This window comes from Teichococcus wenyumeiae, assembly GCF_003696345.1.
Lineage (GTDB): Bacteria > Pseudomonadota > Alphaproteobacteria > Acetobacterales > Acetobacteraceae > Pseudoroseomonas > Pseudoroseomonas wenyumeiae.
Genome location: NZ_RFLX01000016.1, coordinates 1 through 13,703, shown reverse-complemented (window position 1 = coordinate 13,703; position 13,703 = coordinate 1). Strand labels below are relative to the sequence as shown.

Sequence of the window (13,703 nt, the reverse complement as noted above, 5' to 3'; positions counted from 1 at the left end):
TCCCCTTCGGGTTTCTTTGTGACGCTCACGGCCTGTCACTGCAGGGCATCAGATCGTTCAAGGCAGTGTGGAAGGCCTGCGGCGCTTCATAGGCGACCCAGTGGCCCGCCCCTGGAATGACGCGCACGGCCGCATCTGGCCTGACACGGCGGAGCGCCGCGATGCGCCCCGGCAGATCAGGAGCCGCAGGCGCATCCTTCTCGCCCCAGATGGCGCCAAGTGGTGCACGCACCTGCTCCAACGCACCGGCAAGCGATGCGGTGGTGGCAAAGGGTAAGCTGGACAATCTGGCGCGGCGAGTGTTCTGGTCCTGAATCTCCAGCGCCAGATCATCGATCTGCCCCGGATCGGCCAACATGAGCCGTTCGAGGTTGGTACGATGCGCCACCCGGCGCTCTTCGCCGATCTTGTTGCGCACCCGCTCAAGCCGAATGGGCCCACGCGGGACGCCGAGCGCGCCAGCTCCCACCAATATCAGTGAGCGGATGCATTCCGGCGCAGCCACAGCCGTGTGGCCCGCGATCAGCGCCCCAAAGGAGAAGCCGACAAGATCGCAGGCAAGACCTTTCGGTAGAATGCACCGCAACCCATGGCCGACGATGCCACCGACACTCTCCGGCCCACAGGGTTCTGGCGGCATGTCGGAATCGCCCAAACCAGGCAGGTCGGCACATACCACCATTCGGTTCTGCGCCAGGAACTCAATGTTCCGGCTCCAGTGTCGCCATGAGCCGGAGCCACCGTGCAGCAGCACCAGTGGATGCCCCCTGCCCCAGACGCGCCAGACCATCTTCCCGTCGCCGCAGCGCGTCTCGACATGTTGGGCAAGGTCCAGCAATGCGTCGCATGACAGTTCGGCGCCGGAAGCCTGTTCCTGACGCTGCAAAGCCTGCTCTGCCATGCTCAGGCTTCGCCTTGATGCTGAACTGTGCACGGGGGCACCAGTCCACACTGACAGCCTCGCAGTTCCGAGTTCTGACACATGATCGAGACGTTCTCCCGCCGCCGATTGTGCAGAATGCATTCTACCCGTCAAGCAATGATTCGGCGCGCTGGAAGGGTGCCTTGAGCTGCGTGGCGTCGATCATCAGCCGCTCCGGCTGCCCTTGCGCCCGGCCAGCTCCGCGAAGATGCGGTTGAAGATGCCCATGCGGCTCCAGCGGATGAAGCGGTTGCAGAGGGTCTTGTGCGGCCCGTATTCGGCAGGCGCGTCGCGCCAGCGAAGACATTGCGGATGACATGGATGATGCTGCTAATGACGCGCCGGTCGTCCACCCGCGGCACGCCATGCGAGAGCGGGAAGGAGCGCGGGATCCGCTCGATCTGCGCCTTCGTCAGCCAGAACAGGTCGGCCATGGCAGCACCTCCGGCCACCATGGCATCACAGCAGGATTAAACCGCAAGAGGCTTATTAATAGGTCCTGTTCCTAATCTTCAGCATGCCATCAAGGTGACGGAGAAGCTGGAAACTAATGGTTTTGCGCCCGTGCTGCTGCGGCGGCTGGCCAAGGCTGAGGTGCGACTTGGGTGCCACGCCGCCGCCCGACGGCTACTGCGCCTGATGCGGGCCAAGGCGAGGGCCCAAGGCGCCATCGCTCTGCCAGGGGCGCGCTCCCAGACCAGGCGGTAGTGCCACGCCATAGCCTGAGTTAGGGAGCTTGGCGTTTCCGTGAGTTCTGGTACCCGGGGCTCCACTTGGAGCGGGAATGCATGCCGGCGGACTGCCTTAAAGCGCGTGTTGCGACAGCCTGCGTGAAATGAGGCGTCAGGTGGTGGGGTTCGCCGCGGCCATGCCATTATACTGAAACTGCAGCGCGCTTCGGATGCGGCGTAGTTGCCACGAAGGCTAGACCAATCGGCAACGATGATGAACAGTGGCCTCGTACGGTGCGCTGCCAACGCAGATATAGCACCTCCCAACACCAGGGATCGACCAGGAACCAACGCATGCCCGTGACCATGATCCGCGCCTCGCACATCATCGCATTCCAGGATGGCGGCCATCGCCATTTGAAGGACGGCGTCGTGGTGTATGAAGGCGACACCATCCGCCATGTCGGCCAAAACTACGATGGGCCGGTGGATGAAGTGATCGAGGCGCGGAACAAGGTTATCACCCCCGGTTTCATCAACACACACGCGCATCTTTCCGAATCGCCACTGGATAAGAGCTTCGTGGAGGATCGTGGGCCGCGCCAGTTCTACCTTTCCGGCCTCTTCGAGTTCCTCTCGGCCAGGGACGGCGCCATCACGCAGGCCGCCCGGCATGCCAGTATCGCCTATTCCATGCCGGAACTGCTGCGCACCGGCACCACCACCATCATGGAGATCGGCGGCTATGGCGACGTGGTGGCCGAACACGCGGCGCGCTGCGGCATCCGCGCCTATATCGGCCAGGGCTACCGCTCCGGCCGCTGGTTCACCGCCAATGGGCGCACGGTCGATTACGAATGGCTGGAAGATGACGGCGCCAGTGCCTTCGACGAGGCGGTGCGCTTCATCGAGCGCGTGGACGGCCGCGAAAACGGGCGGTTGAAGGGCTTCCTCACGCCCATGCAGGTGGACACCTGCTCCGAGGCATTGCTGCGCCGCTCCGCCGATGCGGCGCGCGACATGAAGGTGCCGCTGGCGCTGCACGTGTCCCAGTCGGTGCCCGAGTTCCTCGAGATGACGCGCCGCAACGGCTGCACGCCGATCGAATGGCTGCAGAAGATCGACTTCCTCTCGGAACGCTGCATCCTTGGCCATTGCATCATCCCTGGCGAGAGCAGCTGGGCCAACTACCAGGCGGACGATATCGGCATCCTGGCCGATACCGGGGCCAACGTAGCCCACGCGGTCTGGGTCTTCGCGCGGCGCGGCATCGCCATGGAAAGCTTCGCGCGCTACCAGAAGCGCGGCGTCAACATGACCATCGCGACCGATACCTGCCCACAGAGCATGATTGAGGCGATGCGCTGGACCTCCGTAGTCTCCAAGATCGTGGACCGGCAGACGCAGGTGGCGACGGCGGCCGATGTATTCAATGCGGCGACGCTCAACGGCGCCAAGGCACTGGGCCGCGACGACCTCGGCCGCATCGCGCCAGGCGCCAAGGCGGACCTGCTCATCTGGCACAGCGACAGCCTCTTCATGACGCCGCTCCGCGACCCTATCCGCAACCTTGTCTTCTCCGCGACCGCGGAGGATCTGCAGACCTCCATCATCGACGGCCGCGTGGTGATGCAGGATGGCGTGGTGCCGGGCTATGACCCTGTGGCCCTGGGGCGCGCCGTGCAGGAAGGCGCGGAAGCCATGTGGGCCGGGATGAAGGAGCGCGACTGGGCCGGGCGTGGCATCGAGCAGCTTTCGCCGTCGAGCTACCCGCCCTTCCGCGGCTGAACCCGACGGCCCTCCCGCCGCGCACCGTCACAGGGCGCGGCGGACGGTGCGGCCATCAGCCTGACTGGCGTTTCAGAAGGCTCGCTTCACCGGCAAGGGGTCAAGAGCCCACACCTGCCCGCTGCCTGGCCCGGTCATAAAGGGCCAGGCGCGTGGTTGCCGCCGGGGTCAGGCCGCCGGAATAATCCAGGCCAGCATCGGGCAGGCTTTCGGAGAAATGGCAGGCCGCCTGCTGGCCGGGCGCCACCTCACGCAGCAACGGCACTTCCTCCCGGCACCGCGCCTGGGCGAAGGGGCAGCGGGTGTGGAAGCGGCAGCCTGCCGGCACCGCCATCGGGCTAGGCACGTCGCCGCCCAGCGGCGTGACCCGGCCACGGCGCGACGGATCGGGATGCGGAATGGCGGCCAGCAGCGCGCGGGTATAGGGATGGCGCGGATTGGCGAAAAGCTCCGCCTTGCTGCCCATCTCCATGATGGCGCCGAGATACATGACGGCCACGCGGTCTGCCATGTGCTTCACCACCGCCAGGTCATGCGCGATGAACAGGTAGGACAGGCCGAGCCGCGCCTGCAGGTCCTTCATCAGGTTGACCACCTGCGCCTGGATGGAAACATCCAGCGCCGAGACAGGCTCGTCGCAGACCACCAGATCCGGCTCCACCGCCAGGGCGCGGGCAATGCCGATGCGCTGGCGCTGGCCACCGGAGAATTCATGTGGGTAGCGCGTGGCATGGAAGGGACGCAGCCCGACCAACTCCAGCAGCTCCTGCACCCGGTCCTGGCGGGAGCGGTCGTTGCCGATGCCATGCACCACCATCGGCTCGGCAATGGCGTCGCCCACCGTCAGGCGGGGGTTGAGGCTGGCATAGGGGTCCTGGAACACGATCTGCATGCGCCGGCGCAGCGCCCGCATCGCGCCGCCCGTGACCTTGGTCACGTCCTGGCCATCGAAGCGGATGCTGCCGGCACTGGGCTCGATCAGCCGCAGAGCCAGCCGCGCCGTGGTGGACTTGCCGCAGCCGCTTTCCCCCACCAGCGCCAGGGTCTCGCCCCGCATCACGGAAAAGGACACGCCATCCACGGCGCGCACCGTGCCCACCTCCCGCTGGCGGATCACGCCCTGCTTCACCGGGTAGTGCTTGGCCAGCCCGGCCACTTCCAACAAAGGCGTCATGCGGCAGTTTCCAGGGTCAGCGCTTCCTCGACCGGCGCGCGGATGCAGGCGGCCTCATGCCCCGGGCCCAGGGCTCGCAGCGGCGGCAAGGCCTCACGGCAGGCCTGGATGGCGAAGGGGCAGCGCGGGTGGAAGCGGCAGCCATCGGGGAAGGCGAAGGGAGGCGGCACGGCGCCGTCAATCGCCAGCAGCCGCTCCCGGCTCTCGTCCAGCCGCGGCACGGAGCCGAGCAGGCCGAGCGTATAGGGATGCTGCGGGTCCTCGAACAAGGCGCGGGCGCTGGTGCGCTCCACCACCTGGCCGCCATACATCACCGCCACCTCATCCGCCATTTCCGCGATGACGCCGAGGTCATGGGTGATGAGGATGATGGACATCCCCGTCTCGGCCTGCAACTCCCGCAACAGGTCCAGGATCTGCGCCTGCACCGTCACATCCAGCGCCGTGGTCGGCTCATCCGCGATCAAAAGGCGCGGCTCGCAGGCCAGCGCCATCGCGATCATGACGCGCTGGCGCATGCCACCGGAGAGCTGGTGCGGGTATTCGTCGAAGCGCCGCTCCGGCGAGGGGATGCGCACGCGTTTCAGCGCGGCCACCGCCTTCTCCTTCAGCGCGGCGGCGTTGAGGCCGGGGGAATGCACCTGCATCGCCTCCACCAGCTGCCGCCCCACCGTATGCACCGGGTTCAGGCTGGTCATCGGCTCCTGGAAGATCATGGCGATCTGGCCGCCGCGCACCATGCGCATCTCGCGCGCGGAAAGCGGCAAAAGGTCACGCCCGGCCAGCAGCACGCGGCCATCCACCGTGCGCCCCGGCGAAGGCACCAGCCGCATGATGGAAAGCGACAACATAGACTTGCCGCAGCCGCTTTCCCCCACGATCCCCAAGGTCTTGCCGCGCGGCACGGAGAGGTCCACCCCATCCACCGCCCGCACCAGCCCGGCGGAGGTCTTGAAGACGGTGCGCAACCCTTCGACGCGCAGCAGATCCTCTGTCATCGTGCCCACCGGAAGGTCGGCGGGGAGATCTTCTCCACCGGCCGGTGCGCCCAGTCGCGCTCCGGCGCATTGGCGACGATGCGCTTCTGCGCCTCATGCAGATGCGCGGCGGCGCCTTCGTAATCCATGGTCAGCACGCGGCCTTCCCGCACCACTTCCTGCCCATCCACATGGACGGAGCGGATGGCGCGGTCACCGGCGGCGTAGATCAGGCTGCGCATGGGGTCGCGCGCCGGACGCATCATCGGGTGGGTCACGTCCACCATCACGAAATCGGCGCGGCAGCCCGTGGCCAGCCGCCCGATGTCGTCCCGCCCCAGCGCCTGGGCGCCGCCGATCGTCGCCGCATCGAAGAGGTCGGTGGAGGACAGGCTGCGCGGGTCCTCCGCCTGCGTGCGCGCGAGGTAGGAGACCAGCCGCAACTCGTCCAGCATGTTGTGCGGATAGGTATCGGTGCCGATGCCCATGTTGACGCCGCGGCGGCGGTAGCGGCCGAAATGCTTCATGGTGATGCCGCGCCGCGCGAAGACGGTGGGGCAATGCGCCACGGTGGTGCCGGTCTCCGCCAGCCGGTCCAGGTCGTTCGCCGTATGCCAGCGGGTGCTGGGGTGGTCATCCAGGAAGATGCCGTGGCCGATGATGGCGCGGTCCGAGAGCAGCCCCATGCTGTCCAGCCAGCCGATCGGCGTGAAGCCGCTGCGGCGCGTGATCTCGTGGAATTCCACCACGCTCTGCGCCGCATGGATCTGCCAGGAAAGGCCACGCTTGCGCGCCTCCTCGGCGCTCTCGCGCAGCAGGGTCTCGGAGCAGGTGTCGATCTGCGCCGGCACCACCATGCCGAAGAGGCGGCCGGATTCATGCTGCTCCGCGCGCTCCACCAGCGACAGCGCCTCGGCCATCGCCTTTTCGCCCGCGGCCTCGTCCCACTCGTACTCCACGACATGGCCGTTCTTGGTGAACCAGCGGGCGGAACGGAACATCGGCGCGACGCAGACGCGCATGCCGCTTTCCGCGAGCAGGTCCAGCCAGCCCGGATGCGCCATGGAAAGGTCGGCCACGGTGGTGACGCCGGAGAGCAGCAGTTCCGACAGCGCCACGCGCACGCAGGAGGGCACCGCTTCCGCATCCGCGCGGAAGATCGGCATGTATTCGTAGAGCGAGGAATTATACAGGCCGGGGGAGCCGATCTCGTCGATCAGCCCCTTGTTCATCGGCTCGCTGGAAGGGTGGCAATGGATATTCACCAACCCGGGCATGACCATCATGCCACGGGCGTCGATGACCTGGTCGGCCGTGCCCTCATAGCCACGGCCGACGAAGGTGATGCGGCCATCCTCGGAGGCCACGGAGGCATCGGGCATATAGACATGCTGCCCGGCTGCCTCGTCCCAGGCGATGACGAGGTCGGCGTCCTGAACGAGTGTGGTGGTCATGTCCCTCCCCTTCCCGCTCAGCGCGTCAGCCGGATATCGAGGCCCTTGTAGAGCGCCGCGCCATAGATGCCATGCGGCCGCGCCCCTTCCACCCGCTGCCCCGACATCAGCCAGAGCGGCTGGCGGATCAGCGGCAGCCAGGGGTTCTGTTCCGACAGGAGAATCTGCGCCTCGCCGATCGCCTTGGCGCGGTCCTCCGGCGCCGTGGCGGCGCGGGCGGCGTTGATCAGCCGGTCGGTTTCCGCGTCGTTCCAGTTCATGCGGTTGGGGGTCGGCCGGCTGGCGCTGGGGAAGTACAGGCCCAGCGCATCGGTCGCCGAGGCATAGGGATAGGACATGATGAAGGCGTCGAATTCCTGCGTCGCCAGCTTGCCCCAGGCCACCGTGGCATCCCAGAGCTGCACGCGCATCTCGATGCCGATGCGGCGCAGGTCCGCCTGGATCGCCTGCATCATGCCGTTGTTGTAGGCATGCTGGATGGCATAGGCCAGGAAGGTGGCGCGCTGGCCGTCCTTCACCCGCACGCCGTCGCTGCCCATGGTCCAACCGGCCTCGTCCAGCACCTTGCGGGCGGCAGCGGGGTCGAAGCCCGGCACCTTGGCGGCCGCTTCGCCACTGGCATCCTGCGCATTGGGGTTGACGTAGGAGCTGGCGACCTCGCCGGCGCTGAACCAGACAGCCTTGTTGATGGCTTCCTTGTTCACCGCCAGGTTGATGGCGCGACGCACGGCCGGGTCGTTCATCACGGGCTTGTCTACTTTGAAGCCCATGAAGTTGTCGTAGAAGTAGTTCGGCTGCTGCTGCAGCTTCACCGTCGGGACGCGCTTCAGCCCTTCCAGCGCGAAATACGGAATCCACTGCGTCAGGTCACCCTGGCCGGACTGCACGGCGGCCAGCCGCGTATTCGCTTCCGGGATCACGCGCAGGATAATGCGGCCAACCTGCGGCGACGGATTCTGGTAGATCGGCGGGCCCCAGTTGTAGGCGGGGTTCTTGGTCAGCACCATGTCCTGCCGGGGCGACCAGCTCGCCCAGCAATAGGGGCCGACGCCGTTGAAGCCCTGCACGCCGAAGCCGTCGCCCAGCTTCTCGACCGTCGCCTGGTCGACGATGCCCATGAAATACTGCGTCAGTTGCAACAGCAGCTCGCTGAAGGGCTGCTGCAGCTCGTATTCCACGGTGTAGTCGTCGGTGGCGCGAACCTCCTTCACCTGCCCGGCGCGCGCGCGCACCGGCCCGCGCAGCGCGGGGTCGATGAAGCGGTTGATGGTGTAGACCACGTCCTTCGCAGTGAAGTCCTTGCCATCGCAGAACTTCACGCCGCGCCGCAGCTTGAAGGTATAGAGCTTGCCGTCCTCGCTGACGGTCCAGCTTTCCGCCAGGCCAGGCCGGATGGTCTTCTGGTCCCAGTCCAGCGAGACCAGCGTGTCCGTCAGCAGGAACAGCGCCTCCCCCGCTGCGGTGGCCGAGGTGCGGGCGGGGTCGTAGCGGTCCGCGTCGATCTCGCGCAGCACCACCAGCGTGTCCTTGGGCGCCATCTGCGCCTGCGCGGCGGGCGGCAGCGCGCCCAGCGCCAACAGGGAACCGCTCAGCAGGCCGGCCATGCGGCGGCGCTTCAGCAACTGGAACATCCTTGGGCCTTTCGGTTGCAGCAGGATCAGACGCGGAGCCGGGGGTCCAGCGCGTCACGCAGCGCATCGCCCAGCAGGTTGAAGCTCAAGACCAAGACAAAGATCAGCGCGCAGGGCAGCACGGCGATATGCGGCGCGAAGAACAGGAAGTTCCGCCCCTCCGCCGCCATGGCGCCCAGTTCCGCCATTGGCGGCTGCGCGCCGAGGCCGAGGAAGGACAGCGCGGAGCCCAGCAGGATGACCTGCCCGAAGCGCAGCGTCGCGAAGACGAACATCGGCGACAGGCAATTGGGCGCCACGTGGCGCAGCATCAGCCGGGCATCGCCCATGCCGGTGGCGCGCGCGGCCTCGATGTAATCCTGGCGCATCACCACCAGGGCGGCGCCGCGCACGATGCGCGCCATCAGCGGCACCGTGGCAACGGAGAGGGCCAGCACCACGGCCGGGATGCCGGGGCCGAAGATGGCCGCCAGCGCCAGGCCGAAGAGAATGGCGGGGAAGGAGAGCAGCACATCCATCAGCCGCATCAGCAGCCCGTCCACACGGCGGTAGAAGGCGGCGGCGAAGCCCACGAGGGCGCCCACGAAGCCCCCCAGTAGCACTGAGGCGATGCCGATGATGAAGGTGATGCGCAGCCCGAACAGCAGGCGGGTGATCATGTCCCGCCCCTGCGCATCGGCGCCGAGCAGCAGCCCCGGCGTGCCCGGCACCGCCATGGCGGAGCCGAGGTCATTGTCGAAAGGGTCGGTGGGTGCCAGCACCGGGGCCAGCACGGCCGCCAGAACCAGCAGGATGGCGAGCAGCAGCGCCGCCGCCGCCACGGGCTCCCGCACCAGGCGGCGCAAGGTGCCGGGCGCGCGGCGCGGGGCGGGTACGGGCGGCGTGACGGCGGCCGGGGCCGTGGTAGCGCTAGCCATGCTCAGGCCCCCCTCATGCGCGGGTCAAGCATCACGTAAAGCAGATCCACCACCAGGTTGATGAGGATGAAGCCCAGCGAGAGCACGATGATGGTGCCCTGGGCCATCGGGAAATCCGAGGACAGGATGGCGCCCACAGCCAGCCGCCCGACGCCGGGCCAGGAGAACACGGTTTCCGTTACCACCGCGCCGCCCAAGAGGAAGCCGATCTGCAGCCCGATCAGCGTCACCACCGGGATCAGCGCGTTGCGGAGCGCGTGATGCAGCACCACGGCACGCTCGGTCAGACCCTTGGCGCGGGCGGTGCGCACATGCTCGGCGCCCAGCACATCCAGCACCGCCGTGCGGGTCATGCGCGCCACGGGGGCGATGAAGACGCCGCCCAGCGTCAGCGCCGGCAGCGCCACGGCCTGCCAGCCTTCCACCGTCCAGAGCGGCCCTGCGCGCCCGGTAAAAGGCAGCAATTGCCACTGGAAGCCGACGAACCAGATCAGCACCAGCCCCAGGAAGAATACCGGCACGGAGCCGCCCGCGACGGAGAGCGCCGTGATGGCGCGGTCCAGCAGCGTGCCACGGTAGTAGGCGCCCACGGTGCCCAGCGCGATCCCGGCCGGAATGGACCAGAACAGGGAGGCGAACATCAGTTCCAGCGTCGGCCCGATGGTGGCGCCGAGTTCCTGCGTCACCGGGACGTTGTTGATGATGGAGACGCCCAGGTCACCCTGCAGCAGCCGCCAGAGATAGATGGCGAACTGCACATAGATCGGCTGGTCCAGCCCCAGGTCACGGCGGATGGCGGCCACCACATCGGCCGTGGCGCTGGGGCCCGCCCGTACCACGGCGGGGTCCGTCGGCACCACCTGCATCAGCAGGAAGCCGATCAGCAGCACGCCCAACATGACCGGCACGATCAACAGCAGGCGTTGCACCACATGGCGCAGCATGGCGTCAGCCCAACGCCGCCGACAGCGCCGCCACTTCGCCATGGCGGTCGAAGATCGGCCGGCCGCCGCGGAAGGTCATGTCCGCCTGGGTCGCGAACAGCGCTTCCGGCTCCTCCGCGAAGATGTCGCGGGACAGGATGGTGATATCGGCCTGCTGGCCCGGCTCCAGCGTGCCACGGTCACCCTCGGCGAACTGGCTGAAGGCGCCGCACCAGGTGTAGCAGTGCACCGCTTCCTCCATGGTCAGCACTTCCTCGGCGCCCAAGACGGTGCCCTTGTTCGTCTTGCGCGTGACCATGGTGTAGAGGTTGGGGAAAGGGTCCACCGTGCTGACCGGGCTGTCGGAGGAGGCGGCGGGGTGGTGGCCCTCATGCAGCCAGGTCGCCATCGGATAGGCGGCGGCGGCGCGCTCCTGCCCCAGATTGGTGACGTAGAGGTCACCGAACTCGTACATGAAGACAGGCTGCGGCACCGGCAGGATGCCATGGCGCAGCATGCGCTGGCGCTGGTTGCGGTTCAGGAAGCCGCAATGCTCGATGCGGTGCCGCCTGCCGGCGATCGGCGCGTCCGGCGCATCCGCCTTCTCCATGCCGGAGAGCACCTGCTCGATGGCGGCATCACCGATGGCATGGATGTCCAGCTGCCAGCCCTGGCGATGGTAGCGCGACAGCATCTCGTGCATCGCGTCATCGGGGAAGCAGAAGATGCCCGTGCCGCCGCCCGCGCTTTCCAGATAGGGGTCGAAGAAGGCAGCGGTCAGGCCGCCGGCGGAGCCATCGCCGAAGACCTTCATGCCGCCCCAGGCCAGCAGGCTCTCGGCCGTCGCGCCGGCGGCGATGCCGGGGCGGATGCCCTGCTCCCAGGCCTGCTGCGCGATGCCTTCGGGGTTGCCGAAGAGCACCTGCCACATCCGCTGGTGCAGCCGGCCCTCGGCCTCGGCCTGGTGATAGGCGGCCACCTCGGTCATGCCCGCCGTCATGCCGATATTCATGTCACTGGCCGATGCGAAGCCGTAGCTGGCCAGCTTCTGCCCCGCCTTGTCGATCGCATCCACCAGCTGCGCTTCGGTGCAGGACGGCATCGCCTGCTTGATCATCCGCATGGCACGTTCGGCGAACAAGCCGGTCAGACGGCCGTTCTTACGTTCGATGGCGCCGCCCTCAGGGTCCGGAGTGTTGTGGCTGACGCCCGCCAGCTTCATCGCCATGGAATTGGCGACGCCGACATGGCCACAGGTACGGACAATGAACACCGGGTTGTCCGGCGCCACGCGGTCCAGCTCCTCCGCCAGGGGATGGCGGCCGATGTCCAACTCGCCGTGGTCATAGCCGCGGCCGGAAATCCACTGCCCTTTCTGGGCGCGCTTCGCTGCCTCGCCGACGCGCTTCAAAACCTCGTCCAGCGTGCGCACCTCCTCGGCACGCAGGTTCACCTGGGTCAGCGTCAGCCCGAAGGCGGCCAAGTGCATATGCGCTTCGTTCAAGGCCGGAATCGCCACACGGCCGTTGAGGTCGATACGCCGCGCGGCCGTGCTGACTGCCTGAGACGCTTCCTCCTGTGTGCCTACTGCGACAACACGACCGTCGCGGACGGCAAGCGCCTCAGCAAATCCGCCACGTAACCCGCGAAAGATCCGGCCACCGGAGATCAGCAGTTCCGTGTTCATACGCGCTGAACCCGGTTGGTAACGATCAGGTGCATGGCCGCTCTCCTCGCTGAATGACCCGGATGCAACCAGTGACCATGAAGAGCGTCAAGCCCACCCGAATCGGGCGTGGCGTTCTCTGCGCGCCGTAATGCTTAAATACCTGCCAAATGCACCATCTTCAGCACAGATCATGATCACTCCCGGCAACGATACGCGCAATCATCGTGCTGTCCTGCTTGTTCAGCCGTTGGCACCAGTGGCTATTTGTATATGTGCCTGATGAGGAAGGTTCTGGCCAAGTTTCTGTTTGAATGCGTCTTTGCCGTGCACTATCGCTTCGCCCGAGGCGCAATCAATAACCGCTTGGCGAGGTGGGAAGGCAGGAAATGTCCAGGCGCAAGGCATCGGCTGCGCCATGCAGAACACCTCAAGGAAATAATCTCTTGGCACATCGTGCAGGAGATGACGTACCGGCTGGAGCGGGTTGATCCACCTCTTCCTTCGCTATGGTGTGGGGGCTTGCTTGGCATCTGCGGGTGGGGGTTGCGATAACTCTGCCGCTAGATACGGTAATCGGGTTGGCGTGGTAGCGGTGGCTGCTGCGGCCGGATGTTCTTCCATGTGACCCTTGGGGGTCATGAGCTGAGGGAGGCACCGAGATGACCCACTGCGCCGGGATCGACATCTCGCTGGAGACGAGCAGCATCTGCATCGTGGACGCCGAGGGAGCGATCCAGCGCGAGTTCAAGGTGGAGAGTGAGCCGGAGGCCATGGCTGCCGTCCTGGTAGGGAGCGGCTTTGCCTTCAGCCGGATTGGCCTTGAGGCGGGGCGGCTGTCGCAGTGGCTCCATGCAGGGCTAGCCATGGCAGGCTTGCCGGTGGTGCTGCTCGAGACCCGGCAACTGCGGGCCACCACCAAGGTCATGCCAGTCAAGACAGACCGGAACGACGCGCGGGCGATGGCGCAAGTGGTGCGCACCGGCTGGTACAAGGCGGTGCACGTGAAATCGGAACTGTCGCAGGAACTCGGCCGCAAGCTGGTGGTGGCCAAGTTGCGCGACCTCGACAATGGCATCCGGGGCTTGCTGCGTGGGTTTGGCCTCAAGGTCGGACAGGTCAGCGAGGCAGCCTTCCCGACGCGTGTGCGCGAGCTGACCGACGGGCATGCGGGGCTGGAGGCGCTGATAGGACCCCTCCTGCAGGCCCGCGATGCCGCACGTACAGAGCGCGAGCGCCTGCACCGCCTGGTGCTGGCGGCAATACGCGAGGATGACGTCTGCCGCAGGCTGACGACGGTGCCAGGCATCGGGCCGGTAACGGCGTTGACCTTTTGCTCCGCGGTCGACGATCCCGCCCGGTTCAGTCGCTCTCGGGCCGTAGGCGTGCATTCTGGCCTGACGCCGAGGCGCTACCAGTCGGGTGAGACAGACCGGGTGGGGCACATCAGCAAGCAGGGCGACAGCTTGGCGCGCCAAGCGCTTTATAAAGCCGCCATGGACTTGCTTCAGAAAGGTGGAGGGTTCCTGCTGAGGCAAGGGGAACTCCATGACGCAGCAGAGACGGTTCACGAGGGAATT

At 66.8% G+C, this 13,703-nt stretch carries 10 protein-coding genes and 1 pseudogene; 2 read left to right on the top strand and 9 right to left on the bottom strand.

What is annotated here, in order from left to right:
- Positions 1-25: 25 nt before the first annotated feature.
- Positions 26-901, bottom strand: a complete 876-nt coding sequence (locus tag EBE87_RS18825; protein ID WP_158600758.1) for an alpha/beta fold hydrolase — start codon at positions 899-901, stop codon at positions 26-28.
- 160 nt (positions 902-1,061) lie between these two features.
- Positions 1,062-1,356 (bottom strand): annotated as a pseudogene (locus EBE87_RS29770) (transposase); the annotation flags it as partial.
- Positions 1,357-1,947: 591 nt separating this feature from the next.
- Here EBE87_RS29770 and EBE87_RS18815 point away from each other — a divergent pair.
- On the top strand, positions 1,948-3,381 hold the full coding sequence (locus EBE87_RS18815) for a chlorohydrolase family protein (RefSeq protein WP_120636284.1): 1,434 nt from the start codon (positions 1,948-1,950) through the stop codon (positions 3,379-3,381).
- Positions 3,382-3,481: 100 nt separating this feature from the next.
- On the opposite strand, the gene EBE87_RS18810 is transcribed toward EBE87_RS18815, so the two are convergent.
- From EBE87_RS18810 to EBE87_RS18780, 7 genes are read right to left on the bottom strand one after another with little or no spacing between them, the layout of a single operon-like run.
- A complete protein-coding gene (locus tag EBE87_RS18810; protein ID WP_120636283.1) occupies positions 3,482-4,555 on the bottom strand; it encodes an ABC transporter ATP-binding protein in 1,074 nt (357 codons plus the stop codon).
- Complete coding sequence (locus EBE87_RS18805) at positions 4,552-5,553, bottom strand: ABC transporter ATP-binding protein (protein WP_120636282.1); 1,002 nt, start codon at positions 5,551-5,553, stop codon at positions 4,552-4,554. The genes EBE87_RS18810 and EBE87_RS18805 overlap by 4 nt, the downstream gene beginning before the upstream one ends.
- Complete coding sequence (locus tag EBE87_RS18800; protein WP_120636281.1) at positions 5,550-6,986, bottom strand: amidohydrolase family protein; 1,437 nt, start codon at positions 6,984-6,986, stop codon at positions 5,550-5,552. Before EBE87_RS18800 ends, EBE87_RS18805 begins: the two co-directional genes overlap by 4 nt.
- A gap of 17 nt (positions 6,987-7,003) precedes the next feature.
- Positions 7,004-8,608 (bottom strand): ABC transporter substrate-binding protein, encoded by a 1,605-nt coding sequence (locus EBE87_RS18795; protein ID WP_233552944.1) that lies wholly within the window; start codon positions 8,606-8,608, stop codon positions 7,004-7,006.
- A 35-nt stretch (positions 8,609-8,643) separates the two neighbouring features.
- Positions 8,644-9,534: an ABC transporter permease gene (locus EBE87_RS18790; protein WP_233560132.1), complete on the bottom strand. Its 891-nt coding sequence runs from the start codon at positions 9,532-9,534 to the stop codon at positions 8,644-8,646.
- Between the two features lie 2 nt (positions 9,535-9,536).
- Positions 9,537-10,478, bottom strand: coding sequence for an ABC transporter permease (locus tag EBE87_RS18785; RefSeq protein ID WP_120641026.1), 942 nt, complete (start codon positions 10,476-10,478; stop codon positions 9,537-9,539).
- A 4-nt stretch (positions 10,479-10,482) separates the two neighbouring features.
- Entirely contained in the window at positions 10,483-12,144 is a 1,662-nt protein-coding gene (locus tag EBE87_RS18780) for an amidohydrolase (RefSeq protein ID WP_120641025.1), read from the bottom strand.
- A 641-nt stretch (positions 12,145-12,785) separates the two neighbouring features.
- On the opposite strand from EBE87_RS18780, the gene EBE87_RS18775 reads away from it, so the two are divergent.
- A partial coding sequence (locus EBE87_RS18775; protein ID WP_120641024.1) for an IS110 family RNA-guided transposase occupies positions 12,786-13,703 on the top strand: 918 nt, incomplete at its 3' end.

What these genes read in the sequence shown, in the direction of transcription:
- EBE87_RS18825 (WP_158600758.1), bottom strand. Translation starts at nt 901, where the DNA reads ATGGCAGAGCAGGCTTTGCAGCGTCAGGAACAGGCTTCCGGCGCCGAA.
- EBE87_RS18815 (WP_120636284.1), top strand. Translation starts at nt 1,948, where the DNA reads ATGCCCGTGACCATGATCCGCGCCTCGCACATCATCGCATTCCAGGAT.
- EBE87_RS18810 (WP_120636283.1), bottom strand. Translation starts at nt 4,555, where the DNA reads ATGACGCCTTTGTTGGAAGTGGCCGGGCTGGCCAAGCACTACCCGGTG.
- EBE87_RS18805 (WP_120636282.1), bottom strand. Translation starts at nt 5,553, where the DNA reads ATGACAGAGGATCTGCTGCGCGTCGAAGGGTTGCGCACCGTCTTCAAG.
- EBE87_RS18800 (WP_120636281.1), bottom strand. Translation starts at nt 6,986, where the DNA reads ATGACCACCACACTCGTTCAGGACGCCGACCTCGTCATCGCCTGGGAC.
- EBE87_RS18790 (WP_233560132.1), bottom strand. Translation starts at nt 9,534, where the DNA reads ATGGCTAGCGCTACCACGGCCCCGGCCGCCGTCACGCCGCCCGTACCC.
- EBE87_RS18785 (WP_120641026.1), bottom strand. Translation starts at nt 10,478, where the DNA reads ATGCTGCGCCATGTGGTGCAACGCCTGCTGTTGATCGTGCCGGTCATG.
- EBE87_RS18780 (WP_120641025.1), bottom strand. Translation starts at nt 12,144, where the DNA reads ATGAACACGGAACTGCTGATCTCCGGTGGCCGGATCTTTCGCGGGTTA.